The 26,712-nt window shown below is 43.5% G+C and carries 21 protein-coding genes and 1 riboswitch; of the genes, 16 read left to right on the top strand and 5 right to left on the bottom strand.

Annotated features, from left to right (window positions below; all coding sequences use genetic code 11):
- The first annotated feature begins 65 nt into the window (after positions 1 to 65).
- A riboswitch (cyclic di-AMP (ydaO/yuaA leader) is annotated at positions 66 to 209 on the top strand.
- 251 nt (positions 210 to 460) lie between these two features.
- A complete protein-coding gene (locus B0H99_RS09485; RefSeq protein ID WP_106533426.1) occupies positions 461 to 2,287 on the top strand; it encodes an APC family permease in 1,827 nt (608 codons plus the stop codon).
- A gap of 160 nt (positions 2,288 to 2,447) precedes the next feature.
- Here the strand turns inward: B0H99_RS09485 and B0H99_RS09480 are convergent, their stop codons facing one another.
- A complete protein-coding gene (locus tag B0H99_RS09480; RefSeq protein WP_106533425.1) occupies positions 2,448 to 2,783 on the bottom strand; it encodes a zinc ribbon domain-containing protein YjdM in 336 nt (111 codons plus the stop codon).
- A gap of 97 nt (positions 2,784 to 2,880) precedes the next feature.
- Positions 2,881 to 3,933, bottom strand: coding sequence for a tRNA 2-selenouridine(34) synthase MnmH (gene mnmH / locus B0H99_RS09475; RefSeq protein ID WP_106533424.1), 1,053 nt, complete (start codon positions 3,931 to 3,933; stop codon positions 2,881 to 2,883).
- Between the two features lie 181 nt (positions 3,934 to 4,114).
- On the opposite strand from mnmH, the gene B0H99_RS09470 reads away from it, so the two are divergent.
- The gene (locus tag B0H99_RS09470) at positions 4,115 to 5,140 is read left to right on the top strand and encodes an alpha/beta hydrolase (protein ID WP_106533423.1); all 1,026 of its coding nucleotides are present in this window, start codon (positions 4,115 to 4,117) and stop codon (positions 5,138 to 5,140) included.
- Between the two features lie 168 nt (positions 5,141 to 5,308).
- Here B0H99_RS09470 and B0H99_RS09465 read toward each other — a convergent pair whose 3' ends face one another.
- A complete protein-coding gene (locus B0H99_RS09465; protein WP_106533422.1) occupies positions 5,309 to 5,977 on the bottom strand; it encodes a YdeI/OmpD-associated family protein in 669 nt (222 codons plus the stop codon).
- 185 nt (positions 5,978 to 6,162) lie between these two features.
- Here B0H99_RS09465 and B0H99_RS09460 point away from each other — a divergent pair, with 185 nt between their 5' ends.
- The 5 genes from B0H99_RS09460 (at position 6,163) to B0H99_RS09440 (ending at position 11,331) form a co-directional block, all read left to right on the top strand.
- Positions 6,163 to 6,399: a hypothetical protein gene (locus tag B0H99_RS09460; protein ID WP_106533421.1), complete on the top strand. Its 237-nt coding sequence runs from the start codon at positions 6,163 to 6,165 to the stop codon at positions 6,397 to 6,399.
- A gap of 218 nt (positions 6,400 to 6,617) precedes the next feature.
- Positions 6,618 to 7,799 carry a galactokinase gene (locus tag B0H99_RS09455; RefSeq protein WP_106533420.1) on the top strand — a complete coding sequence of 394 codons (1,182 nt, stop codon included), beginning with the start codon at positions 6,618 to 6,620 and terminating at the stop codon, positions 7,797 to 7,799.
- A 2-nt stretch (positions 7,800 to 7,801) separates the two neighbouring features.
- A complete protein-coding gene (gene galE, locus B0H99_RS09450) occupies positions 7,802 to 8,797 on the top strand; it encodes a UDP-glucose 4-epimerase GalE (protein ID WP_106533419.1) in 996 nt (331 codons plus the stop codon).
- 4 nt (positions 8,798 to 8,801) lie between these two features.
- Positions 8,802 to 10,352: a UDP-glucose--hexose-1-phosphate uridylyltransferase gene (gene galT, locus B0H99_RS09445; protein WP_106533418.1), complete on the top strand. Its 1,551-nt coding sequence runs from the start codon at positions 8,802 to 8,804 to the stop codon at positions 10,350 to 10,352.
- A complete protein-coding gene (locus B0H99_RS09440) occupies positions 10,294 to 11,331 on the top strand; it encodes an aldose epimerase family protein (protein WP_106533417.1) in 1,038 nt (345 codons plus the stop codon). Before galT ends, B0H99_RS09440 begins: the two co-directional genes overlap by 59 nt.
- A gap of 675 nt (positions 11,332 to 12,006) precedes the next feature.
- Here the strand turns inward: B0H99_RS09440 and B0H99_RS09435 are convergent.
- On the bottom strand, positions 12,007 to 13,185 hold the full coding sequence (locus tag B0H99_RS09435) for an ROK family transcriptional regulator (protein WP_106533416.1): 1,179 nt from the start codon (positions 13,183 to 13,185) through the stop codon (positions 12,007 to 12,009).
- Between the two features lie 165 nt (positions 13,186 to 13,350).
- On the opposite strand from B0H99_RS09435, the gene B0H99_RS09430 reads away from it, so the two are divergent.
- The 7 genes from B0H99_RS09430 to B0H99_RS09400 all read left to right on the top strand — a co-directional run bounded on the left by B0H99_RS09430 (position 13,351) and on the right by B0H99_RS09400 (position 19,350).
- A complete protein-coding gene (locus B0H99_RS09430; protein ID WP_106533415.1) occupies positions 13,351 to 14,169 on the top strand; it encodes an aldo/keto reductase in 819 nt (272 codons plus the stop codon).
- 350 nt (positions 14,170 to 14,519) lie between these two features.
- Entirely contained in the window at positions 14,520 to 15,029 is a 510-nt protein-coding gene (locus B0H99_RS09425) for a DUF4178 domain-containing protein (protein ID WP_106533414.1), read from the top strand.
- 20 nt (positions 15,030 to 15,049) lie between these two features.
- Complete coding sequence (locus tag B0H99_RS09420; RefSeq protein ID WP_106533413.1) at positions 15,050 to 15,721, top strand: PspA/IM30 family protein; 672 nt, start codon at positions 15,050 to 15,052, stop codon at positions 15,719 to 15,721.
- A gap of 64 nt (positions 15,722 to 15,785) precedes the next feature.
- Entirely contained in the window at positions 15,786 to 16,337 is a 552-nt protein-coding gene (locus tag B0H99_RS09415; RefSeq protein ID WP_106533412.1) for a DUF4247 domain-containing protein, read from the top strand.
- Between the two features lie 23 nt (positions 16,338 to 16,360).
- Entirely contained in the window at positions 16,361 to 16,756 is a 396-nt protein-coding gene (locus tag B0H99_RS09410) for a DUF350 domain-containing protein (protein ID WP_106533411.1), read from the top strand.
- Between the two features lie 12 nt (positions 16,757 to 16,768).
- On the top strand, positions 16,769 to 18,322 hold the full coding sequence (locus B0H99_RS09405) for a polyamine aminopropyltransferase (RefSeq protein ID WP_106533410.1): 1,554 nt from the start codon (positions 16,769 to 16,771) through the stop codon (positions 18,320 to 18,322).
- A gap of 158 nt (positions 18,323 to 18,480) precedes the next feature.
- Positions 18,481 to 19,350, top strand: a complete 870-nt coding sequence (locus tag B0H99_RS09400) for a YkuS family protein (protein ID WP_106533409.1) — start codon at positions 18,481 to 18,483, stop codon at positions 19,348 to 19,350.
- Positions 19,351 to 19,423: 73 nt separating this feature from the next.
- Here the strand turns inward: B0H99_RS09400 and B0H99_RS09395 are convergent, their stop codons facing one another.
- On the bottom strand, positions 19,424 to 22,576 hold the full coding sequence (locus B0H99_RS09395; RefSeq protein ID WP_106533551.1) for a DEAD/DEAH box helicase: 3,153 nt from the start codon (positions 22,574 to 22,576) through the stop codon (positions 19,424 to 19,426).
- A gap of 298 nt (positions 22,577 to 22,874) precedes the next feature.
- On the opposite strand from B0H99_RS09395, the gene B0H99_RS09390 reads away from it, so the two are divergent.
- Positions 22,875 to 24,464 carry a sensor domain-containing diguanylate cyclase gene (locus tag B0H99_RS09390; protein ID WP_106533408.1) on the top strand — a complete coding sequence of 530 codons (1,590 nt, stop codon included), beginning with the start codon at positions 22,875 to 22,877 and terminating at the stop codon, positions 24,462 to 24,464.
- A 64-nt stretch (positions 24,465 to 24,528) separates the two neighbouring features.
- On the top strand, positions 24,529 to 26,655 hold the full coding sequence (locus B0H99_RS09385) for a bifunctional diguanylate cyclase/phosphodiesterase (RefSeq protein WP_106533407.1): 2,127 nt from the start codon (positions 24,529 to 24,531) through the stop codon (positions 26,653 to 26,655).
- Positions 26,656 to 26,712 lie beyond the last annotated feature (57 nt).

Genomic DNA, 26,712 nt, shown 5'->3' with positions numbered 1-26,712 from the left:
AAAAATGGCCTCCAATGATGTTGACTTTTGAAAAAAGCGGAGTAGAATATCTCTCATCAGCCAATTGCATATCTCGGCCTAATCTTCTTGATGAGGAACGGAGGAACCAATCTATTGGGGCTAATTCTGTATTTATACAGGAAGGATGAGAGCAACTCTTTCGCCATCCTGCCCGTCAGCTAACTTCGTCGGCTAAAGCGAAGGAGGTCTAAAGACCACCTTTATTCGAGGTGTTTTTTTATTGCGCTTTGTCGCAATGAAAAAACATTTTGATGAAAAATGCAGGTCTTTTTATTGTGCCGTTTTTTGGTCAATTGGCTTAGAAATTCAAAAGAGAGCTGGGATGCAAACTGAATCTGCAAAATACGGCGCCATTTTGCAGGAAATCAGACACGGATTTTAAGGCAGAAAAAAGTAAAGTACAAAAAATATAAAATAATCCTACTAGAAGGTGTAAACGATGGTGGCTGCAATCAAACGATTTTTAATCGGGCGACCGTTAAAATCCAATATGCTAGGCGAACAAAAGCTCAATAAGACAAAAGCGCTTGCCATTCTATCGTCAGATGCTTTGTCTTCAGTCGCCTATGGTCCGGAACAAATATTAATCGTCTTAATAACTGTCAGCGCTGTGGCATTCTGGTATTCGCTGCCGATTGCCTTATGTGTTTTGTTTTTGCTTTCGGCTCTTATCTTGTCCTACCGGCAAATTATCTTTGCTTATCCTCATGGCGGAGGAGCTTATGTTGTCTCAAAAGAAAATCTTGGAGTGAACCCGGGGTTGATAGCCGGAGGATCATTGCTGGTCGATTACATCCTTACGGTCGCTGTAAGCGTGAGTGCAGGAACAGATGCTATAACATCGGCTTTTCCAGCCCTTCATGAACACAATGTAGGGATAGCCGTATTTTTCGTGATATTTCTTACTCTCTTAAACTTAAGAGGAGTGACCGAATCGGCTTCTATTTTAGCCTACCCTGTTTATTTATTTGTTTTGGCTTTGCTTGTCTTGATTGGCGTGGGGATATACCACATTGCAACAGGTGCCGTTTCGCCTGATCTACATGCGTCCATCGGCACACCTGTGGCAGGCCTTAGTTTATTTTTGCTGCTAAGAGCTTTCGCTTCTGGTAGTTCTGCTCTTACAGGCGTCGAAGCAATCTCCAACGCGATCCCAAACTTCAAAGCGCCTGCTCCGGTCAACGCCGCTAAAACGTTAACCGTCATGGGCGGATTGCTTGCTGTATTGTTCTCGGGCATCGTTTATCTGGCTTATTACTACGGCATCGTGCCGCACGCTGAGATGACGGTAGTTTCACAGATTGCAGAAGAAACATTCGGACGGAACTGGATGTATTTTTTTGTCCAAGGCACTACAGCGCTGATTCTGATCCTTGCTGCCAATACCGGCTATTCGGCTTTCCCACTGCTTGCGGTTAACTTAGCGACTGACAAATTCATTCCTCGGATGTTTACGGTTCGGGGAGACCGGCTGGGATACTCGAACGGCATAATCATCTTAGGGTTTGCATCCATTTTTCTCATTGTCCTGTTTGGCGGACATACGGAACAGTTAATTCCACTATATGCGGTAGGCGTATTCATACCGTTTACATTGTCTCAAACCGGTATGATGGTTAAATGGCTTCGTGAAAAACCGAAAGGCTGGCAAACAAAATTCGCTATCAATATGATCGGCTCCTTGATCTGTTTCATCGTTACTATTATTTTTTTCTTGACGAAATTTGCTCAAGTCTGGTCGGTGCTGGTATTCTTGCCGATTATCATCTTTATCTTTCATCAGATCAGAAGCCACTATAAAGAGGTTGCTGATCAATTGCGGATTGCAGCGGCTGCTTCTGCCGTTCCAGTTGAAGGGAATGTCATGATCATCCCTGTTTCCGGCATTACCCAAGTTGTCCAGACGTCCATCGACTATGCACGGTCGCTTTCTGTCGATCAAATCATTGCGGTTTATATCGCTTTCGACCGGGCAGAAGAAAAACGGTTCGAGGCGAAATGGAAAGAATGGCATCCAGATATACGTCTGGTGACACTGCATTCTCCTTACCGCAGCATTCTTCATCCATTGATAAAGTTTTTGGATACTGTTGAGCACAAAGCAAACGAATTGCATTACCGCGTGACTGTGGTGATTCCACAATTCATTCCGAAAAAGGGCTGGCACAATATTCTCCATAACCAGTCAGGAACATTCATCCGTACAATGCTGCTTTACCGCCGCAATTTGATTGTGGTGACAGTTCCGTACCATTTGAAAAAATAAAACGAAAACCCTGCTTCTAAGCAGGGTTTTTTAAAAGTTTGTAATACAGCTCTGTAGACTTTTCGAAATACATATACTCTGAACAGAATTTACGCTACTAATATCTTATCAATGAACGAAAAAAGCTTGGCGGTAGCGCCAAGCTTTTTTCATATGATTGTCAGGCCTTTTTTACAAATTCGGATTTTAGTTTCATTGGCCCAAAACCGTCGATCTTGCAGTCGATGTTGTGATCGCCTTCAACCAATAAAATGTTTTTAACTTTTGTCCCGATTTTCAAGACGGACGAGGTGCCTTTTACTTTCAAATCTTTGGCGATGGTTACGGAATCCCCATTGCTTAAAAAATTACCGTTGGCATCTTCAACAACCATCTCTTCTTCCTCGCCATCTTCGGATAATGCCCATTCGTGGCCACATTCAGGGCAAATCCATAGGTTTCCATCTTCATACGTATAAGCAGAATTACATTGTGGACAATTTGGCAACTCTTTCATTATTTATTTCCTCATCTCTTTTTAGTAACTTGCCTATTATTAGGAACCCCCTCGGGTTCCTAATTTTCGAAATAAAATTAACCACCCGAAATTTAAATCAAGTACTTTTATCTGCTTTTCCTAAAACAGGAATCAGCTCTTTTACCGCTTGGATAGCTTCTTCAACATTCTCGACATTCAATACCTTTTTCTGAGCTTCTGGATATTGAAGCCCCGTATGCTTATAACGGGAATCGTAATAGTATTCCAGCAGCAAATGGACAGCAGAAGAAAATTCCCCTGCTTCCAAATCCACCTCTATTTGAATTGCCACTTCTTGCGGCATTCTTGTTTTAATAAGGAGAAAAGCTTCCATAAATTCTTGCTGATACTGCTCCGGCTGGTAATCTTTCATAATTTCTTTAATCCGTTCCTCCATTGGCATATCAATAATCAATTGCTGGCTCCGCGTTTTCAAATCGCTTAGCCAAGATGGAATGCCCGCTTTGCCAATCCTGTTGCCTTCCGCTTCAAAAAGCACATAAGGCGAACCTTGCAGCTCCCTCATCTTATGGACCAGCAGTGAATCAAACACTTTTTGATTGTGCGGCTCTGCTCCAATATGGCCAAAAATCGAGCCTTTATGGTTTGCCATTCCTTCAAGGTCCATAACCGGATAGCCTTCTTTTTGCAGCGCTTTTAAAATTCGTGTTTTGCCGGTTCCGGTCAATCCATTTAATACATAGGCATTAACTGGAACGCCTGGGTGCGCCAATTGATCCACAACCCACTTCCGGTATTCACGGATTCCGCCTTCTAGACGGTTAACCTTGATGTCCATTAGAGACAATAGTGTCGCTGTTGTTCTGCTGCGCATACCGCCCCGCCAGCAAAAAACCGTTTTGTCGCCGCCAATCTTTCTAAATTCCCGGACAAATTCCGGCAATTTGGCGGAAATAATTTCAAGTCCACGTTCTTTTGCAGCTTCTACGCTCACTTTTTTGTACAGCGTACCGATTTCCGCTCGTTCCGCATCGTTAAAAAACGGGATATTAATGCTCCCGGGAATAGTGAAGTTTTTGTATTCAGACGGCGATCTAACATCGATCAATTTCATGTCTTCTTTTTCAATTAATAACACCAGCTCTTCTATTTCAATATTGTTGTACATAATCCTGCCTCCAAAGAGTGCTCGTTTTTACTAACTTTAAGTATACACCTGCCTTAGACACTCAATAAGGTCAAATGCTTATATTCCGATGTTTTTGCATATTCAATTAGGAAAATGTGAGGGTGTTATTAAAGAAAAACGAGATTATAATCGAAGAAAATGCAATAGGAGGAGTTGCAGCATGAAAACTTCGACTGAAAAGAAGAAAACCAGACCTCTATGGAAGAAAATTCTTTTTTCGCTCGTCGCTTTAATGGTTCTCCTAGTGATTACAGGTACTGCTTTTGAAGCAATAGCCAGCTATCAAGGCGCCAAAAAGTTCCCTCCGGAAGGAAAACTGGTGGACGTCGGCGGTTTTGAATTACACATTCAACAGCAAGGAAGCGGAAAGCCGGTTATTCTACTAGAAACCGGGAGTGGACTAGCAAGCAAAAGCTGGAACGATTTGCCGAAGAAGTTAGCTGATTATGGCACGGTTGTCACTTACGACCGTGCTGGTTATGCTTGGAGCGACGAAGCTACCACCGAGCGGACGGGCCGCAATATTGTCCAGGAATTACACACCGCTTTGAAAAAAGAAAAGATTGAAGGCCCTTATGTCCTGGTTGGCCACTCGCTTGGAGGAATGTACGCCCGGCTATTTGCACAGACTTACCCGAACGAAGTTAAAGGCCTTGTTTTACTTGATGCAAGGCCTGAAGATTTCTCCAAAGAGACCGCTCATTTTTTTGAAGCAGCCGGACTTGATCCCGCTACAGTAAATACTCCATCCGCAGGCACACTATCATTGTTAAAACGGATTGGGGTTATCCGTTTAATGAAGAATTCTATTTTGCCCGGCCTTCCTGAAGGCGAGCAGGATAGGACCATAAACATCGAAATGCAGCCTAAATTTTTTCAAGCACAAGAACAAGAATTGAAAAACCTTTCCGACTTAGAAGACAGCATCCGAGATCAATCATTGGGAAATATTCCCTTAACAGTTATCACACACGGAATTCCCACGGACGCGACAGCTGTAGGAATTTCGGCAGAAAACAGCGAACAAATGGAAAAAACATGGCAGGAACAGCAAAAACAAATGCTCACTCTTTCCACCAACAGCAAACTGATCGTCGCCAGGAAAAGCGGCCATTTCGTGATGGACGATGAACCGGAGCTCGTTTTCAATGCTATTAAAGAACGGGTTCAACAGACAAAACAGTAACCATATACTAAAAAATAAAAAAGGGAGAAGCGTTTTATTTTTGCTTCTCTCTTTTTTCGCCCCGCTATTCAATTAGTTTATTCGGCACTTCTAATTTCGCTTCAAATGGAACGAAGCTTTTCCAGAAGTGCCGGTGAAACCTATAACTATACACTTAGCGTTTATCTTCTATTTGTTTCTTTGGTATAAGTCCCGGCTCTTATAACCGGCGCCGAGAATCATCTGCATTTCCTTGCGGCGCTTTTCTTTTGTCGCTTCCTGCTTTGCGCTGTAGACAAAGCGTGCCCAATCTTTGCGATAACCAGGCGTCAGTGATTGATAAAAGGCCAATAGTTCAGGAGAGTGCTGCAAATCAGTTTCCACCTTGGGAATCATTTCGATGTAATCGTCCACAGATCGGCTTGCCGCTGTCGATCGTTTATTGCGGTTTTTCGAGTCTTCCTTTAATCCGACCACTGTAAACACATCGTCCAAGCCGACCATGCGGGCAAACTTGATAGTGCTCGATCCGATATACCCTTCTTCCCCGGCTCCCAAGCCTGCCAGTAATTCATCCCGGTGGATAAACGTCGGATAGACTTTATTGCCTTTTTTCGGATATGCCACGAACAGGTAACCATTTTCGGATAAAGAATTGCTTTCGATAATTTGGGTTACCTGCGCTTTTAACGATTCCATATCCAGAACAAAAGAAATAATAAGATTGTACGGAGCAGCATTGAGGGCTGTATCAAAACTTGAAAGCTGAGACAGATAATCCGCTCCTTCGGGCAAATTGAGCACCGCCACTTTTTCATATTTATGCAAATTGAGTTTCTCTACTATTGTTTTTGCCATTGGTATCCCCTTTGGTTTTTCTTTAGTGTACCTTAATCCCTTCTCGGATTTCCCTTTGTATAAAGATAGATCTTCGGCCTTCATAATGCCAAAAGCTTGCCTTTCACTCTGACCCGCTATTCTTTCCGCCTTTTATGGTAAGCTAATCTCATTAATCGAAATTCTAACCTAAAGGATGAAAGCGAATGAAACGTTTAATCGGCATCTTTATTATCGCCCAAGCCGTTTTTGTCGGCATCATCTGTTATCAGCTTCAATTATTGGCAGACTCTATTCTAGAAGCAGCATCTTTCGGGTTTCGGGAAACGGAAGGAACAGGCTGGCTTGGAAACTTGCCTGCCATTTCCGTACTTTTATTGGGGGCAATGGTTTTAGTCGGAGTGTACTTAATGCTGTCCAAAAATGAAAGTCCAAAACAATAATTTCATCTATGAAAAAGGCGATTGGAAAATAAACTTTCAATCGCTTTTTAATTTTAAAAAATTCTTCTTTTAAACGTTTATAGCTTTATTATTTCCACCTTTTTGTTGCTTCTCCAAAAGAAAAATAGTAAGCTTATTTTAACTTAATTAAATTAATTAATTAAGTTGTTCCATAAAGAATTTAACATTGTTTCCATCAACTATTATTAGGAGGCACTATGACTATTACAACTGATTTAATCAAAGAATTTCAGACAATTTTTAATACAACTGTCACACCTCGAACTTTTTTTGCACCTGGAAGAATGAACTTGATTGGTGAACATACAGATTATAACGGCGGCCATGTGTTTCCTGCTTCCCTTTCATTTGGCACTTACGCACTTGGCAGTAAACGTGATGATCAGCTTTTGCGTTTTTATTCCATGAATTTCCCTGAGGCGGGAATTATCGAATGTGATTTAAGCAATCTTTCTTTCGATGAAGAAGCGGGCTGGGCCAACTATCCTAAAGGAATGCTTCTCTATATGAAAGAAGCAGGAAAACCGATTCTTCAAGGCGCCGACATTCTGTTTTACGGCAATATTCCAAATGGTGCCGGCCTTTCTTCTTCAGCCTCCATTGAACTGGCCACAGGTGTATTGGCTAATGGGCTTTTCGATTTGGAGATGGAACGCATTCCCATGGTTTTGCTTGGCCAAAAAGTTGAAAACGAATACATTGGTGTAAACAGCGGGATCATGGATCAATTCGCCATCGGCATGGGGAAAGAAAACCATGCGATTCTGCTGAATTGCCAAACGCTGGACTACGAATATGCCCCTATTGTCTTGGCAGACCATACGGTAGTTATTATCAATACCAATAAACAACGGACATTAGCAGGTTCTAAGTACAATGAACGCCGTTCCCAATGCGAAGAAGCGGTGGGCGAACTTCAGCAAAAATTGACTATCGGCAGTTTAGGGGAATTGTCGGCAGAGCAATTTGAGGAAAACAAACACTTAATCACCGATTCAACCAACCAAAAGCGCGCTAAACATGCGGTATATGAAAATTTACGGACGCTGGAAGCACTAGAAAAATTGCAGCAGGACGATCTTATCGGCTTTGGCCAATTGATGAATGAATCGCATTTGTCGCTGCGTGACGATTACGAAGTTACCGGAATTGAACTGGATACCATCGTACAAGCTGCCTGGGATCAAGACGGCGTTATAGGTGCCCGTATGACTGGAGCCGGATTTGGCGGATGCGCTATTGCTATCGTCGAGAAAGACAAGGCTGAAGAATTCAAATTGAACATAAACAAAAAATACCTTGAAGTTGTCGGCTATGAAGCTACTTTCTACACGGCTGCCATAGGTGATGGAGCAAGAGAACTTTTAGAGGAGTGTTGAATATGAGCGTTTTAGTATTGGGTGGGGCTGGTTATATTGGATCGCATGCGGTTTACCAATTGATCGATCAAGGCGAAAGCGTTGTAATTGTCGATAATACAGAAACCGGCCATGAAGGGTCCGTGCATCCGCAAGCTGCTTTTTACAAAGGTGATATGCGGAGCTTTGAATTTCTCGATTCTGTTTTTGAAAAAGAGTCGATTGAATCGGTCATCCATTTTGCAGCAAGCTCCCTTGTTGGAGAATCCATGGAAAATCCGCTGAAGTATTTTGACAACAATGTCTATGGAACCCAAGTTCTGCTTCAGGCAATGGTTAAGCACGATGTAAAGAAAATTGTCTTTTCCTCCACTGCCGCCACTTACGGTGAACCAAAATCCGTGCCAATCACTGAAAAGATGCCGACGGTGCCGACAAGTACATACGGCGAAACAAAATTAACGATGGAAAAGATGATGAAATGGACCGAACAAGCCCATGGCATCCGCTTTGTTTCACTGCGCTATTTCAATGTGGCCGGTGCAAGACAAGGAGCCGAAATAGGAGAAGACCATCGTCCGGAATCTCATTTGGTTCCAATCATTCTGCAAACAGCACTTGGGCAAAGACCCTATATAACCGTTTTTGGTGATGATTACGATACACCGGACGGCACCTGCATCCGTGACTATGTCCATGTCGAGGATTTGATCAGTGCCCATCTTCTCGCTCTATCCTACTTAAGAGCAGATGGCCAAAGCGATATCTTCAATCTAGGAAGCAGCCAAGGTTTTTCTGTAAATCAAATGATCGATACAGCCCGAGCTGTAACAGGAAAAGAAATTCCTACTAAAATCGGGCCTCGCAGAGCGGGTGATCCAAGCACTTTAATTGCGAGTTCCGACAAGGCGAAACAAGTACTTGGCTGGAATCCGACCCGTACTTCCGTAACGCAGATTATCGAGGATGCCTGGGCATGGCATTCTGCGAATCCTACTGGTTATGAGAAGGAAGTGTGAGGTATTGATCTATCAAAATCTACAAGGACTCATCCACCAAACTCTTGAAGCCCAATTAATTGAAGCCGCTGATGTTAGTTATGCACGCAACCAGGTGATGAATTTACTGGGATTGGAATCATTTCCGGAAGAAGCGATTGAAGCGGCTCATGACAGCATTCCAAACTTGCTTGAGAATATAATCGCTTATGCTATAGAGAACGGTATAATTGAAGATGTCTTGGACGACAAAGAGATTCTATCGGCGAATATCATGAATTGCTTTGTCGCACGGCCCTCTGCCATCAATTCAGCATTCTGGCAGAAATATAAGGAATCTCCAATCGTCGCAACTGATTATTTCTACAATTTAAGCAAGAACAGCAACTATATCCAAATGAACCGGATCGCTAAAAACATTTCTTATAAAGCAGATAGCGCGTATGGCGCTTTAGATATCACGATCAATTTATCAAAACCTGAAAAAGACCCGGAACAAATCAAGCGCGAACGAACACTCAAACCAACGAGCAATTATCCAAAATGCTTGCTATGCAGAGAGAATGAAGGCTATACCGGGCGCACAGGCTATCCGGCAAGAGCCAATCACCGAATCGTCAACGTGCCGCTTCAAAAGGAAAATTGGTATTTGCAGTATTCGCCCTATGTATATTACAACGAACACAGTATTTTGCTTTCGGAAGAACACCGGGATATGAAAATTGATAAAAACGTCTTTGAACGCCTGCTCCTGTTTACCGATAAATTTCCGCATTATTTTATCGGTTCAAATGCCGACTTGCCAATTGTCGGCGGTTCAATTTTGAGCCATGACCATTACCAGGCCGGGCGCTACGAATTCGCCATGACCCAGGCAGAAGACGCTTTTTCGTTTGAACTTGCCTCTTTTCCAGAAATCAAGGCTGCCGTCGTAAAATGGCCTTTGTCGGTGATTCGGCTGCGAGGAACTAATATTGACCACCTTGTCGCGGCTTCTGACTATGTGTTCCAGACATGGAAATCCTATTCCGACGAACAGGCGGATGTTGCAGCTTTTACCGATGGCACACGGCATAACACCATCACCCCTATTGCCCGAAACAAAAACGGCCAATTTGAAATTGACTTGGTTTTAAGAAATAACCGGACAAGCGATGAACACCCGCTTGGCATTTTCCATCCCCACGCTGACGTCCATCACATCAAAAAGGAAAACATTGGCTTGATTGAAGTGATGGGATTGGCCGTATTGCCTCCACGGTTGAAAGGCGAGCTTGAAGAAATTCAACGGTTTTTAACTGGTGATTCAAGTCAGCCTGCAGAATACCACATGGAATGGGCAGAGGAGATAAAGGCGGAATACGGAAGTTTTGCAAACTCAGAAGAAGCTGAAGCTGTTTTACAAAAAGAACTTGGCAAGAAATTTGTGAGGGTTCTTGAAGATGCTGGCGTTTTAAAAGATCGGAAGGCATTTGAACGGTTTATTCACACATTAAATGGAGTAGGTGGGCACATACATGAACATAGCAACACAACAACTCACGGAAAGCTGGACGGAATACACCTTAACAAATAATCAAAAAATGTCTGTCAGCATTTTAAATTTCGGAGGTATCATAACAAGTATCCTGGTTCCAGATCGCGAAGGTGACTTCGAGAATGTCGTTCTGGGATATAAAAATTACGAGGATTATCAGCAAAATCCGAACTATTTCGGTGCCTTAATCGGCCGGGTAGCCGGCAGAATCCAAGGAGCTTCTTTTGAACTTTCCGATACCGTTTATAATTTAGAAGCAAACGAAGGACCGAATCATTTGCATAGCGGTTCTGGCGGATTTCACCAAATTGTCTGGGAAGCAGCCCCTTTCCAGACGGAGGATGCGGTCGGCTTAACACTTAGCCATACCAGCCCTGATGGTGACGGAGGCTATCCTGGAACGGTTAAAATTTTGGTTACTTATACGCTGACCAATAGCAACCGGCTCCTATTGGATTATGAAGCTAAAAGCGACAAAACAACGCCTTTGACCCTGACCAACCATTCTTATTTCAACTTGAGCGGCAACTTGAAAAGTTCTATAGATTCGCACCTGGCAACCATTGACAGCAGCCAAGTTGTCGAGCTGGATGACCAGCTCATCCCTACCGGCAATTTGATGCCTGTTGCCCAAACTCCATTCGACTTCCGCAATGGCCGGATGCTTCGTGACGGATTCAATGACGAGTTCGAACAAAATCGAATTGCCGGAAGCGGCTATGATCATTACTTTGTCTTTGACAATGCACAAGAGCAAAAAGTTCTTCTTGAGGACACCGAAAGCGGACGCCAAATGACTGTGGAAACGGATCAACCTGGAATGGTCATGTATACGGGGAACGGTTTGGATGATCAGTTGATTTTGAATGAAGGAACATCCCGTAAATACCTTGGCGCTTGTTTTGAAACTCAAGGCTCCCCTGCTTCCTTGCATCACGAAAACATGCCGGATATTATTTTGCAGGCTGGCGAAACCTATAAAACACAGACTGCATTCACTTTTAGTGTAATGAAATAAAAAAGGCTGACCCTTCTTGATGAGGGGTCAGCCTTTTATTGTAAACAAATTTTATAATTGATGAATACCGAGGGATAAAACCAACCGGGCCGGCTACTTCGCTTTCCGTGGGCACGGCTTCAGTCTCCTCGCCGCTAAAACCATGCTCCTGTTTCTGCATCGCTTCGCTAGCTTCGAAACATGAAAGGGCGTTGCATCGCTGCGCTAGCTTCGTCGCAAAATATGGCCCCCAAAAATTACTTTTGGGCCATATCTGTCTGCGGGGCCTTCCGCTCGTGCTGGTCCCACAGGAGTCTATATGGCCGGCCCGGTTGGGCTTCTTGCTTAGATTTAAGAGACGATTTCAAAACGTTGCTCCTACTACAGAAGTAACTGATGCAAGACGCCTTGTCTTCCCACTTTGCTCTAAGCTCCGTAGCGCAAGGCGGCGAGCAAATTGGGCGAAGGGAGTTCGACCAATTTGTTTGCGACGAAGCAGCGAAGCGATGCAGGAGCAACGGTTTTTCCAGCGGGACAGCGAAGTCCCGAAATCCACTCGGGACTTGTTCCAAGTTAGTTCGGCGTGAGCCCGCGGAAAGCGTCCGCCTGGAGCGAAGGAACCGGCATGGTTCCTCTAATAAGCGTAGTTTTTTCCATAAAATAAATAAAGCTTAGGCTGACCTTCTCTATCAGAGATCAGCCTATTTGTGCTACTGGATCGAACAATTCGACCAGCAGCAGCGCGATTGCTCCAAGGACAGTCGCTTCGTCTCCCAGCCGGCTGACCGTTACATGCGTCTTTCTTGCTTCAGGAGTTAAAACTTTTTGCTGGATGGCTGCAATGGCTGCTGGCATCAGGAATTTTTCGCTTTTCATGACCCCGCCCCCCAAAACGATTTCGCTTGGGTTGAGCACATGGATTAAGTTAGTTAAGCCCACTCCCATAATGTGCCCAGTTTCTTGTAAAAGATCGACGCAGTCCTGTCTGCCGCTTTCGGCCAGCTCAAACACGTCTTTTCCTGTCAAAGTTCCGTCTTGTTCTTTTAGCCGGCTTTTTGCCCGCTTGGCAATCGCTGTTCCGCTTATGAATGTTTGCAGGCAACCGCGATTGCCGCATTCACATACTTCTCCGTTGATATCGACTGCCATATGGCCGAATTCCCCCGCAATGCCTTGAGCACCGTGGTACAGCTTGCCATTCATGACAATTCCAGCTCCTACACCCCGGCCGATATTTACGGCCACCATGCTGTCGGCGTCGCCATGCCCGCCAAACCAAGATTCACCCAGCGCCATAGCCCTGGCATCATTTTCAACTTTCACCGTCACGTTGAAGTGTTGTTCCAACACTTCTTTGATGGGAATATTCCTCAGGTTCAAAATTGGCGCAACGAGCGATGTTCCCGTATGAACATCGACCACCCCGTGCATAGCAACGCCGATACCGATGATTTTTTCCTGATCAGCTTCACTTGTTTGCAAAAGGGCGTTAATCGCATCTTTTAATTCCGATAGAAACTGTTCATTCGTCAAGGGGTTCTTCAGTACTCTAGATTTCCGCTCAAGTATGGTACCTGTTAAATCGGTCAGTACACATACCACGTTCTCTGGTCCTGCATCCACACCGATCACATAAAAAGCATCGGTATCAATATGCAGCATTGTTGGTTTCCTGCCTCCGCTTGAATGGCCTAAAACGCTTTCTCTTACCAGTCCTTGCTCCATCAACTCTTTGACTATACTGCTTACTGTCGGAGGAGTCAGACTGGTTTCTTTGGCGATTTGGGCTCTCGAAATCGGTTCTGCTGTCCGGATTTTGTTTAAAATAATTGATTTATTAACGGATTTCATTAATTGAAAAGTACCGCGCTGCATAAAAATCCTCCATATTTACCTTTTTGGTGAAGTCATTATAACATAGTTAGTTAATTTAATTAATAAAACGGAAGAGAGAGGATAAATAAGGGTGATTTCTAGACGCTTCCACTTTTTACTGGGTACAATACAAAAGTAAGCGCTTTATCAAAGGAGGAAATTTACATGACAAAAGAAGCAACATTCACTTTTCACAACGGCGTTGAAATCCCGAATATCGGATTTGGCACTTGGCAAATTCCGAATGAAGAAGCCTATGCAGCTGTGACGACAGCGCTTGAAAACGGCTATACGCATATAGATACTGCCCTAGCCTATCAAAATGAGGAAAACGTCGGAAAAGCAGTCCACGACTTTGGACTAGCCCGTGAAAAAGTGTTCATTACAAGCAAGCTCCCTGCACAAATCAAAGGGTATGATGAAACATTACAAGCTTTTGATGAAACCATCTCCAATCTTGGCGTAGATTACTTGGATTTATACCTGATTCATGCACCATGGCCATGGACAGAAATCGGGAAAGATTGCACCGAAGGAAATATTCAGTCATGGAAAGCAATGGAAAAACTTTATAACGACGGAAAAATCCGTGCCATAGGGGTCTCCAATTTTTCTGAAACGGATATTCAAGCTCTTCTTGATACGTGCGACATCGTACCAATGGCCAATCAGATCCCTTTCTATATCGGCCGTGATCAGGAAAGCTTGTTGTCGTTTTGCAAACAGCAGAATATTGTCGTAGAAGCTTATTCTCCACTAGCTACCGGACAAATTTTAAACAGTCCGGTGATTCTTGAGATGGCAGAAAAATATGGCGTGACACCTGCTCAGTTGTGCATCCGTTACTGCTTAGACCGCGAGACCTTGCCGCTTCCGAAGTCGACAAACGAATCACGCATCATTGAAAACAGCCAGTTGAATTTCACCATTTCTCCGGAAGACGTGAAAGCACTGGATGCTATTGAAGACGTACGCGACAATTAATCTAATCGGGTCACTTGAGTCTAACCTTTAAAGAACAGATGGTCTAAAGGTTAGGCTTTTTTGGCTGTCCGGAAAGTAAAAGGAAAAAGTTTCAAGGCTCCGCCAAACGGGGTAAATAGAAAGGAATTTCCGAATTCCAAGGCAAATCATTTTACGGCGGCACAGGACTCGATAAATCACTGTCCCCATGATACGATAAGGCCATAAGCTCATTCAGGACCTGCTTTTAGTTGATTTGCGTTAACTACAATGTACCCTGTATGAGCTATTTTCACTTTCCCGCTCTCTACATCGTCCAATTTATTTCAGTTTTAAGGAAAGCTACTCGTATAGACAAATGAGGTGAGAAAATGAGCTTTTTTAGCCGCTTATTTGGCGGAACCGAAAAACAGGAACCTATAGTAAAAAAACGGACGTTGCTTAATTTGCGCGTCGGTGATTTTGTTGCATACGACTTGGTGGATTACGAAGTAACTGGCAAAATCCATTATAATGACAGCGGCTATACATGGGACGCCTATCAGCTAGCTTCAGCAAATAAAACCATATGGCTTAGCGTTGAGATGGACGATGAACTTGAAGTGGGTATCTACGAGAAATCGCGAGCACCAGGAATCGAGCCAGGAACAAAGAAAATTATGTTTGAGGAACGGCCTTATTTTCTGGAGGAGCAGGGACGGGCTTATGTTCAAGGAGAAGGACGAAGCCAAAACGTCAGCGGATCGGAAATGGAATACTATGAATACGCAGACGAATCAGGAGACTCCTTTTTATCGGTAGAAGTATGGGGTGGCGAAGTGGAAGTCAGCCGAGGCTATGAAATTGAAGAATTCGAAGTCACCATTTTAGCAGGAAGCTAACAAAAATTGGAGGAGAGAATATGTTTCAATTTTTCAAACGTGTACAGACTTATGTGGAATCAGAACTGAACGCAACACTCGATAAGGCGGAAGATCCAGTTAAAATGCTGGATCAGTTCATGCGGGACATGGCAGCAGATATCCGTGACGCTGAAACAGCAGTAGCGAAACAGCTGGCAAATGAAAAAATGCTGAAAAAGAAATATGACGATGCGAACAGCATGGTCGAAAAGCGGCAGCAGCAAGCTGTGCAAGCAATTGAGGCCAACAACGAAGAACTTGCCCGACGAGCGCTTGAAGACAAGCAAACATATGTTAAACAAGCTGAAGATCTGAGAGGAACTTACGAACAGGCAGCATCCGATTCAACGGTGCTGCGTGAAAAATTAGCAGAGATGAAACGCGAATACGAACAAATGGAAATCAAAAAAGATTCGTTGAAAGCTCGAGCAGAATCTGCAAAAACCCGTACAATGATCAACCGCACTATGTCTTCTGTCGGAAGCGATGAATCGCGGAGCGGTTTTGAGCGGATGGAAGAAAAAGTCATGCAATTTGAAGCTGAAGCAGAGACGTCCGAAGATTTGCGGGCAGGGTCACGCAGCCTCGACGACGAATTCGCCTCGTTAAATAAAAACAGTGCAGTGGACGATGAGTTGGCAGCGTTAAAGCAGCAGCTTAAAAAAGAATAAACAAACGGACGGCAGCCCGCTATCATGCGGCGGGCTGTTTTTGTTCATATGAGGTGTTTACTTTATGATAAAAAGAGGATGGCTATGCGGAATAGTTTCTGCAGTGCTTTTTTTGGCTGCTTGCGGAATGGCGCAGGCGGAAGATTATATTGAGCAAAATTACGCGTTTGTTGACGCGGTTGCAAACAACGGCAGTTCAAGCGACCGTGCGATGATGTACCGGTCCGAACAAAGCTTGGCCGATACGGCAGCGGAGCTCAGCCAAGTGCAGGAACCTGATCAAGTCGGCGAAGTTGTGGAAGGACGGCAAGTTCTTGTCTATAGCGACGAATTTGTCATTTTAACAGAAGATCCCGACAATCCAGGCTCTACCCTTGTAGAAGTAGCCGGAGAAGAATTTGTTCGAAACACTTATCATCCTGGCTTTTTTACCGGTATGTTTGTCGGTTCGTTTTTGAGCAACCGATTTGGACCGACTTGGGTTCAAACGCAAGGTAACCGATGCAGCCGAGGCGGCTGTTATTCCGGCGGCGGCTCGTACAGATCATTTCCATCCACCAGCACGTATGGGCGCGGTTCAACATTTCGCGGCGGCGGCCCAGGCGTAGGAAAATAACCCATAGCAAAGGAGCTGGAGCAGTGAATCCATTTTTATTAACATTTTTATATTACCTTGCGGCCATTGCGGTAGTTGTTGCAGGATTGATCGTTTTTGAACTTTTAACGAGAAAATACAAAGACTGGGAAGAAATCCATAGCAATAATGCAGCCGTCGCTTTGTCGATTGCCGGAAAAATTATCGGCACATGCATCATCCTCACGTTCTCCATTCTGCACAACGACACAATCGGGGAAACTATCGTTTGGGGATTGTTTGGACTGGCGCTTCAATTTCTCGCTTATTTCCTTTTTGAAGTGCTTACTCCCCGCTTTTCAGTGGAGCAGCAGCTGAAAGAGCGAAATACAGCGGTAGGAATTATTTCATGTGCCGTTTCAATTGGATTGGCGTTCGTAATCGGCGCTTCCATTACATAAGGCGGTGTTTGCATGACTGAACAAGAAGCCCTCCGGCAAAGCCGGGCGATTTATTACGCATCCGGTATTGTGTCGATTTGCGGCATTATTTTTGAAGTGTTGTTCGGCGCACTTGGTTCATATATTTTAGGAGATGGTGTGAAGCAGTATACGCTCACTATCTCCCTTTTTTTAACCGGAATGGGCATCGGCGCTTATGTCAGTGAAAAGATGACCAAAAACCTGATCACTTCTTTCATCTGGATTGAATACAGCATCGGTTTGGTCGGCGGATTTTCCGCTGTCCTATTATTTGGCGTGACCGCTTATTTGCCGCCTGGCACTGGGTCCTTGTTTTTATACAGCGTGATATTGCTGGTTGGCGCTTTGACCGGCGTCGAACTTCCGATTTTAATACGCAAAGCGAACGAAATTGGCATTTCACTGAAAAAAAGTACAGCGAAAGTGCTGTTTTCCGATTATGCCGGAGGACTCGTCGGCGGATTGCTTTTCTTATTTTTGCTGCGCCCTTATTTTGGTCTTGTAAAAACAGCGTTTCTCGTAGCCCTCATCAATGTCGCGGTAGCGTTGTGGATTGTTTTCCGCTTTAAGCACGAACTGAAGCGTTACCGGCTGCATGCGGGATTTGGCGTCTTCTTTTTAGCCCTGCTGATTCTAGGCGCTCTGTTTGGGGAAGAAGCGGCTCTTCAATTTGAAGAAAGGCTTTATAAAGATCCCATCATTTTTTCTGAACAGTCCTCCTACCAGCAAATTATATTGACAAAAGCCCAAGGAGATACGCGGCTGTACTTGGACGGCCAGCTTCAATTCAGTTCATCTGATGAACATCGTTATCATGAAATTCTTGTGCACCCGCCAATGGCTGCCGCTGCACGGCAAGAACGAATCCTTATCCTTGGAGGCGGCGACGGATTGGCAGTCCGCGAAGTATTGAAATATCCCAACGTTAAAAAGATAACTGTAGTGGATTTGGATCCGAAAATGACGGAAATAGCCCAGAGCCATTCTCTGCTGGTTGAATTGAACAAAGGCTCCTTGGACAATGAAAAAGTGGAAGTGGTGAACGACGATGCTTTCCGCTTTTTGGAAAGGACAGAAGGCTTTTATGACGTCATCATCATCGACTTGCCCGACCCGAACAACGAGTCATTAAATAAGCTGTATACTCAAGAATTCTACTCACTTGTCCGCAATCAGCTGTTTCCGGACGGAGCCATGATGGTCCAAGCGACCAGTCCGGTTTTTGCGCCGCGCGTATACTGGACCATCGATACGACCATACAGGCAACCGGATTGAAAACCAAAAATTTTCATGCTGATATCCCAAGCTTCGGCGGCTGGGGTTATATTCTCGCATCACGCAACGATATAAACGTCGAGAATCTGGAAATCATCGACGACACAAAGTATTTATCAACTGATTTATTGCCTGCCTTAACAGCTTTCGGCAAAGATGAGGATGCTATGCTTGAAGATGACAACGGTAAAAAAATTGTCCTTGAACCGAACACGCTGATTCGCCCTAACTTGATCGAGTATTATGAAAAATCATGGCGGTTCTATTAGGGCGAGGATATTTCTATATTTTAAAAAAGGCTTGGAAAATCTGTTTCCAAGCCTTTTTTATATGGCATTAAAGTACTTTGAAAAAATAAAATGTTTGAAATAGGCACACAATAGGGAAATAAAGAAAATACGACTAAAAAAGAAAGAGGAGTGATCAAATGGTCAAAATTGCAGTTGAACAACCATTTACAGACATTCAACAAGCGCTTCAGCAAAGAGGATACCAAGCGAACATGATTGATCAAAAGTCAGAAGCAGCGAGCTATGATGTTGTTGTAGTCCGCAACGTAGAAAGCTATGATGGGTTTCAAACAGACGGTTCGCTCGTGGAAACAAGCGGACGGACAGTAGTCGAAGTAATCAGCGAAGTAGAAGAACGCCTTCAGCGCGCTGGCAAAACTTTAGCTCCCGTAACATCGATAACTAATGGTTCTGTGCCAAGTGGCGGAGGCAGCGGCTTTGTAACCGGCCTATTAACCGGAGCAGTCGTTGGCGCAGCAACAGCGCTCTTCTTAGCTCCAAAAACCGGTAAAGAAATGCAAAACGTTGTGAAAGAAAAAATCTCATCGAGTGGTTCTTCTGGCGAGGGCGGCGGGAAGCTAGACCAAATCAAAGAAAAAGCCGCTGGCATTGCAGGTCAAGTCAAAGACCAAGCGACAGGATTAACGGATAAACTTTCCGGCAGCGGTTCTTCTGGTGAAGGCGGCGGAAAACTGGATCAAGTGAAAGAAAAAGCCGCTAACCTTGCAGGCCAAGCAAAAGAACAGGTGGATAAAGTTTCTGGAAAATCGCAGGATGATCAGCAAGACAACAAACCTGATACATCGTCAACTTCCACTACTAAAACACCTAGCACAGTTGTAACGACTGATACGCTGAATACTTCAAGCACTTCTGGAACTTCTGGCACTTCAGGAACCAGCGGAGCTTCAGGTGCTAAATTCGGTTCAGGCACTTCAGATAGTTCGGACACCTCAGGAACTTCCGGCACTAGAGGCGGCTCTGGCTCCAACAAAAACAACAAATAAGCTATAAAAATAAACCCTCAAAGAAATTACTGATATTAGTAATTTCTTTGAGGGTTTTTCATAAGATATGGCCTTAAACCATTAGAATTTCACGAATATCTTCTTCGGTCATCGCTGTTAATGGTTGCTCTCCTGGCTGAACTATTTCATCGATCAAATTTTTCTTTCGTTCTTGAAGTTGAGTGATCTTTTCTTCAATGGTCCCTTTGGCCACTAAGCGGATAACCTGCACTTCATTTTCCTGCCCCATACGGTGTGCTCGGGCAGCAGCCTGTTGCTCAATCGCCGGATTCCACCATAAGTCATAAAGGATGACAGTATCTGCGCCGGTCAAGTTTAAGCCGGTTCCGCCCGCTTTCAACGAAATTAAAAACAAGTTCTCTTCCCCTTCATTGAAGCGGCTGCATAATTCTACCCGTTCGACAGGCGGTGTCTGGCCATCCAAGTAGAAATAAGAAACTCCTTCTTTTGTTAATTTCCCTCCAATTATTCCAAGCATTTGCGTAAATTGAGAAAACACCAATACTCGCCTGCCTGCAGCTTGGCATTCTTCGAGAATTCCCATTAGTTGATCGAGTTTAGCCGATCCTCCCCCATACCCTTCGATAAAAAGAGCCGGATGGCAGCATAATTGCCGAAGCCGCGTCAGCCCCGCTAAAATCCGGATGCGGTTTTTCTGGAAACTGTCTTTGTTCAAATGCTTTAAAGCATCCTGCTTCAGTTCCGCCAAATAGGCTGCATAAAGCTTTTTTTGCTCTATTTGCAGTTCTGAGCGAAGAATGGTTTCAATTTTGCCGGGGAGCTCGGTTAACACATCTTGCTTCAGCCGACGCAAAATGAACGGACGCACCCTCTTTGTGATGCGCTCTCTTCTCATTTCACTAAAAATCCGGCGGTTTGGAAGCAATTCTGGAAATACGACATAAAAAATGGACCAAAGCTCGTCTAAGGAATTTTCAATCGGTGTTCCTGTCAGCGCAAATCGGTATTCCGCCTGTAGCGCTTTAACAGCTTTAGCTGTTTGGGTCGCCGGGTTTTTAAAAGCCTGGGCTTCATCAAAAAACAATGTATGAAAGTTTTTGCTGCGATATAAAACACTGTCCATACGTAGGGCCGGATAAGAGGTGATGATTACATCAAGCTCCATACTCTGCTTGAGCAACGCTGCTCTTTTCGTTTTATCTCCATCAATAACTGCGGCGCGAATGTGAGGAGCAAATTTCTTCAATTCGTTTAACCAGTTATAGGTTAAAGAAGACGGGGCAATGACCAACACCGGCAGTTGCCGTTTTCGTATATCCGGAAGCATGGAAACGATGAAGGCGATGCTTTGAAGTGTTTTGCCAAGCCCCATATCATCTGCCAAAATTCCCCCGAACTTATATTTTGCGAGCATATTGAACCAATTGAGCCCAGTCTTCTGATAATCGCGCAAAGTATCCGCCAAAGGTTCCGGCACATTCTGCCCTAATTGTTCGGGCCGATTCAAGTTCTTCATTAGTTCAGCGAATGCCTTTCCCGGTTCAATCAAATGCCCTTCCTCTAACGAATCAACCAGCTGCATCCCTGCAATTAAAGGTACACGGACATCGTGCTCACCAAAGTTTTCTTCGGTGATGCCAAAATTATAGATAAAATCGCTCAACGCCAGAAATTCCGGTGTTTCCAATGACATTAACGTTCCGTTAGGGATCCGGTAATATTTGCGCTTTTCCTGCAGTGCAGCCAGTATTTTTTTAATTTCTGCCTCCGGAATTTCCTGAAGATCGAATTTAAATTCCAGCCAATCTGTTCGTTCGCTAATTTCCACTTTAATCTTTGGGCCAGCATATGCTTTGGTCACCCTCAATTTCACTGCAGTCGTCGCAAAAATTTGAACCAGTTGCTCAAGTACAGGAACAGCATGATATAGAAACTGATACTCCGCTTCTTCATCATGCATATAAAAACCGCCATCTGTCTGTGCAAAGCCGCTCTCCTGCATGATTTTTAAGACTTCCTGTTCTTTGTCGCGCTGGCGGCGAATACCCGGATACAGACGGAAACCTTCTTCGGCCTCTTCGCATGGATTTATGACCAAATGGCCATAATGGAATTCAACTCCTGCCAGCAGGCGGTGCTTAAGCCGGTCAAGATACAATTTTGCCTGAAGCGGCGTTACCGCAAGCTGTTCTTCTACATCAGGCGTAAGCTGTACACTTCCCAAACGTTCTAACCCAGGTGTCACTGTCTCCATGAAATGGTTCAGTTCATTAGCTGTAATAAATAGGCGATTCTCTGTTCCTGCCATCATCTCTTTCAATTGCACAAGCCGTTTCGTATCTTCTTCCGCCAGCCGAATGGCCGAGCCGTCAGAGAATGCCATGTCGTAAGCCGGCAATACCATTATGCCGTCCAGCCCTTCCACATCCAGCTTGTAATTTTCAGATTCCGCTCCAGCAAAGCGAAAAACCAGCGGCAGTGCTTCAGTAAAGTAAAGTCCGCGAAAAATCCGGCTTCCTTGCACTACCTTGACCAGCGGAACTTGCTGCAGCAGTGGCATAAGCCGCTCCCAATCGGAAGGTGAAATCATCAACAACTCCTCTGAAAACTCTCCTCTATTTTTCAGTCGCAGACTTTTTATCAACAACTGAAGAACAGCATGGGTCTTCTTGTCAAAACTGCAGGTTTCCGGCATATAGCCGAAATCTTTTGAGACTGTATAAGCTTCTTCACGCCCAATATTCTCGAGAAACTCTTTTATATCGGAAACCTCTTCCAGCTTCTCAATTCCCGCTTTCATCCTGATAGCAAGAATCGGCTCCTTTTCCTGGAATACCAGTGGCACACAGCTGAATTCCACTTGAACTAGCTGCCGTTTATCAAAATAACGGCCGTTGCCTCTTGAAATGGGTTTCTGCCCGAACACATCCATCATTTTAGCCGCCGTCGGTTTTTCGCGCTGTTGCAATTCGTCAATTGCCAAAAGCACTCCTGCAATATGTTGGCAGTAAGTCGCCACAAATCCGACTGGCGGACAGCTGCAGGAAGCTAAGATCTCTCCGGATGTTGATTGCTTTATACTTACGTGAAATTCGTTTCGGCCATAGACTTTTGCGTTCACCGATAACTCGTCACCATCTCTTTGTATGGCGATTTTTCCCGCCATATTGAGAGTTATCCCTTTTTTATATGCGGCTGTCCCACATAATTTTTTTATCTTATTTTCATTTAATGAAAAATTCATCGAAAAACCCTCTCCGATTTGCATCATTAACTTTACTCTCGATATACGTTTACGCAATGGCAATTTAGGCAGATATCACTTGTTTTTGCACCGATTATGTATCGTTCTTTTAAACAATTGTAGTTTTATACCTATTTTATCTTGCCTTTTTAGAATATATAATGAAAAATACCCTTCTTATTTTGATTCTTTAGAACCATTTCGGACATTGTAATTTAAGTGTTTCTAAATAATATACTGGTTATTTTAATTTAAAGAGGAGATTTATACATTTTTGTATTCATAAAGGAGTTAAAGTATGAAGCGTTCACTCCGTAATCACAAAATGAATTTGTCGACATTGCTGACACTTCTGGTAACGGCTTCTGTTATTCTCACTCTCCTGATTCATACCTATTCATCTTATCATTCAAACAAAAAATCACTAGTGAATACGTACTTGTCACTTAATTACTCGAAAGCGGAAAAGATGAGTGATTCGGTTGAATCATTATTTAACTCCATGAGAACAAGTTTAGAAAGTACAGCAACTTTTCTTGAAAAAAATGAGAAAATGAGTGATAGAGAGATTTTTGATCAATTGGAACTTTTAAGAAACAGCAGCGGGTATTTCAATTCTCTTTCCTGGGTTGATGAAAAAGGAGTTGTTAAAGCCATAAGTCCAGTAAGCATTGGATTGAAAGGCCAACAAATAACTTCTGGAATTACAAAAGACGTTCTAGATGCCAAACAACCGGTAGTCACTGCCCCTTATATCGGTCCATCAAACCGTTTAATCGTCTTAATGAACCAGCCGCTTTATGAAAAAGATGGAACTTATAGAGGAATGATCGGTGGAACAATATATCTTCAGGAGCACAATGTGTTGAATCAGATCCTAGGAAATGATGCTATCGAAGAGAACGGCTCCTATTATTTCGTTATAGGTCCTGGAGGCAGACGCCTATTTCATCCGGAATCTCATTTGATCGGAAAAAGTGCTTATGAAAATCCTGTCGTTAAAAAATTGATGCAGGGAAAAAGCGGAATGGAACTCGTCACCAACACTCAAAAAATTCCCATGCTTTCTGCCTATAGTTATATACCGAGTGTAGGCTGGGGAATTATCCAGCAAACCCCATACTCATTTGTTCATGATTTGCTAATAGATCAACTTCAACAGCTGCTGATGAATGTACTGCTGCCCTTTCTGCTGCTGCTGCTGTTTTCAATTTTTATCGCCCGAAGGTTGGCGGCACCTTTTATCCAATTAGCAGACCTTGTTAGTCATTTAGCTCAAGGAAAGGCGATATCGCAAACCCTTAGGGAATCCCTTATTAAACCGCATTGGAACCGGGAAGCCGACTTGCTGACCAAAAGTGTATCCATTGCTTTTGAAACCCTAGAAAGGAACCATCGCCAGCTTACAGAAAATGCAACTACCGATTCGTTGACAGGCTTGCCTAACCGACGAAGAATGGAGGAAGTTTTAAAAGACTGGTCAGATGAAAAAAGGCTGTTCTCTCTAATAATATTTGATATTGATCATTTTAAATCCATAAATGATACGTATGGGCATCGAGCCGGTGATGAAACCTTGAAAAAACTTGCTGACACAGTTCAAACCGTCGTTCGAAAAAACGATTACTGTTTTCGATATGGAGGAGAAGAGTTTGTTCTTCTCCTGCCTGACACCGATATCACAGGAGCTTCAAAAGTAGCTGAGAAGATACGCGGACAAGTTGAAAAAATAAATTTAATTCCTGGCAAAACAATTACAGTTTCTCTTGGTCTTTCAGAATTCCCGCTCCATGCACATTCACTGTCTGAACTTTTTGATATAGCGGACAAAGCTTTATACCAATCAAAAACTACCGGAAGAAATCGAGTTACGGTTGCCTCTACCTAATTAGATACTAAAGATTTATTGTTTTATCAAAATTAAATTTCAGTTAGCCATGTGGAGGAAAAAAATGAAAATAACAGACAACAATGAAACAGGCTTTATCAAAAAAGTATATACAGAAAATATTGTCATGGAAGATTCATTTTACAAAGAAATGTTTGATGTCATGATACAAAACGCCCCTGTAAGTATGTATGTAATGGAAAGCGAAAGCTTCTCCTATATTAACGATCATTTTTGTCACCTTGTCGGTTATTCAAAAGAAGAATTGCTCAGTGGAAAAATGCTTATAAGCAACTTGTTTCATTTAGATGACTTGCCTATGGTACAAGAAAGTATAAAAAGAAAAATGAAAGACCAGGAACAGTCCTCGCGTTATCGTGCTAGAGTGTATAAAAAAGATGGTGAACTGATTCATGTTGAAATCCACTCAACAAAAACAGAACGGTTTGGGAAAACCGTCCTGTTTGGCACACTTATTGACGTGACAGGAGAAGTTGCTGCAACTTTGCGCCTTAAAGAAAATGAGGAGCGATTCAAGTCTCTTTTCTACAACAACCCGGACGCCATCTTTACGATTGATTTACAAGGGAATTTCATAGATGCAAATCCTGGATGTTTGGAACTGACAGGCTATTCAGCTGGTGAGTTGTTGGGCACTTCTTTCGCCCCTCTCATAGCAGAAGAGGATTTGGAAGCCGCTTTTGCTTATTTTGCAAAAGCCGCACAAGGAGAAATAAACAACCATACCATCACGCTTATCCAAAAGGACTTTACTCGGAAAAACCTGGAGATCACTAAGTTTCCGATGAAACTGGCAGGTGAAATAGTAGGTGTCTACGGTATCGCAAAAGACATCACGGAAAAAGTCGAACATCAGAAACTGATGGAAGAGCTTATCTTTTTCGATTCTTTGACAAAGTTGCCAAACCGGAAGCTGTTCGAGGACCGGTTGATGCAAGTCTTTAAACTAAGAGAAGCCAATGATAACCCTCCTGCTGTGCTCTTTTTGGATCTAGATCGCTTTAAATTCATTAATGACTCTCTTGGCCATCATTTAGGCGACGAATTTCTAAAAATTGTTGCTAAACGCCTAATAGAAAACGTAAACCAAACGGATACTGTCAGCCGGTTCGCTGGCGACGAGTTTGCAATTCTCTTACCTAATCCAGCGCAGCAGGAAGCCATTGAGTTGGCAAAGCTGCTCAACAAAGCAATGGCCGAACCGTTCGATATTATGGGGCATTCGTTCTCGGTGTCTGCGAGTATCGGTATCGCTTTTAGTACTGGGACGGATGAGACAGTTGACAGTTTAATCAAAAAAGCAGATACAGCGATGTACTATACGAAAAAGTATGGAAAAAACAATTACACTATCTATTCAGAAGAGTTGGACCAAAAGACAGCTTATAAACTGATTCTTGAAAGAGACTTGAAATTGGCCATTACTAACCAGGAACTTACCTTGCATTACCAGCCTATTATCGATTTAAAAACAGAGGAAGTTCGTGCTATGGAAGCTTTGATTCGTTGGAACCATCCAGAACTTGGCCTGGTCCCTCCCGATAGCTTTATTCCAATTTCTGAAGAAAGCGGACAGATCGTGGCAATCGGAAAATGGGTATTATACGAAGCCTGCGCCCAAAACAAAGCATGGCAAAATTCAGGCTTCCCTTCGATCAAAATATGTGTCAATATTTCCACCATTCAATTGCAGCATCCGAATTTCATTCAGACTGTCCAACAGGTGCTTGAAGATACCGGTCTGGAGGCAAGATGGCTGGAACTTGAAGTGACAGAAAGCATCTTGATGGAAGAAACCAAGACGTTAAAAGACAGCTTGATCAAGCTGAAAGCATTAGGCATTTCCTTGTCCATCGATGATTTTGGAACCGGCTATACATCGCTTAGCTACCTGCGGCAGTTTTCGTTTGATCGGGTTAAAATTGATCGCAGTTTTGTTAGTGACATTGCAGGTGATTTAAGTGGCAAAGCTATCACCTCTACCATTATTTCCTTGGCGCATAAACTCGATATGCAGGTAATTGCTGAAGGAATTGAAGACGAAGTCCAATTGTCTTTCCTAAAAGACGAAAATTGCGATGAAGGCCAAGGCTATTATTTTAGCCGGCCCTTGCCAGCAGAGTTGCATAATTGGTTTAAAGTTCCCGGAGATAATAAAACCGTAAAATAACAAACAAGGCGTTTGTAAAGTGATCTCATCACCTTGCAAACGCCTTGCTGAATTTTA

Origin of the sequence: Planomicrobium soli (assembly GCF_003014655.1) — a bacterium.
Taxonomy (GTDB): domain Bacteria; phylum Bacillota; class Bacilli; order Bacillales_A; family Planococcaceae; genus Planococcus; species Planococcus soli_B.
The sequence above is the reverse complement of the archived record's forward strand: the minus strand, read 5'-3'. Positions and strand labels throughout refer to the sequence as shown.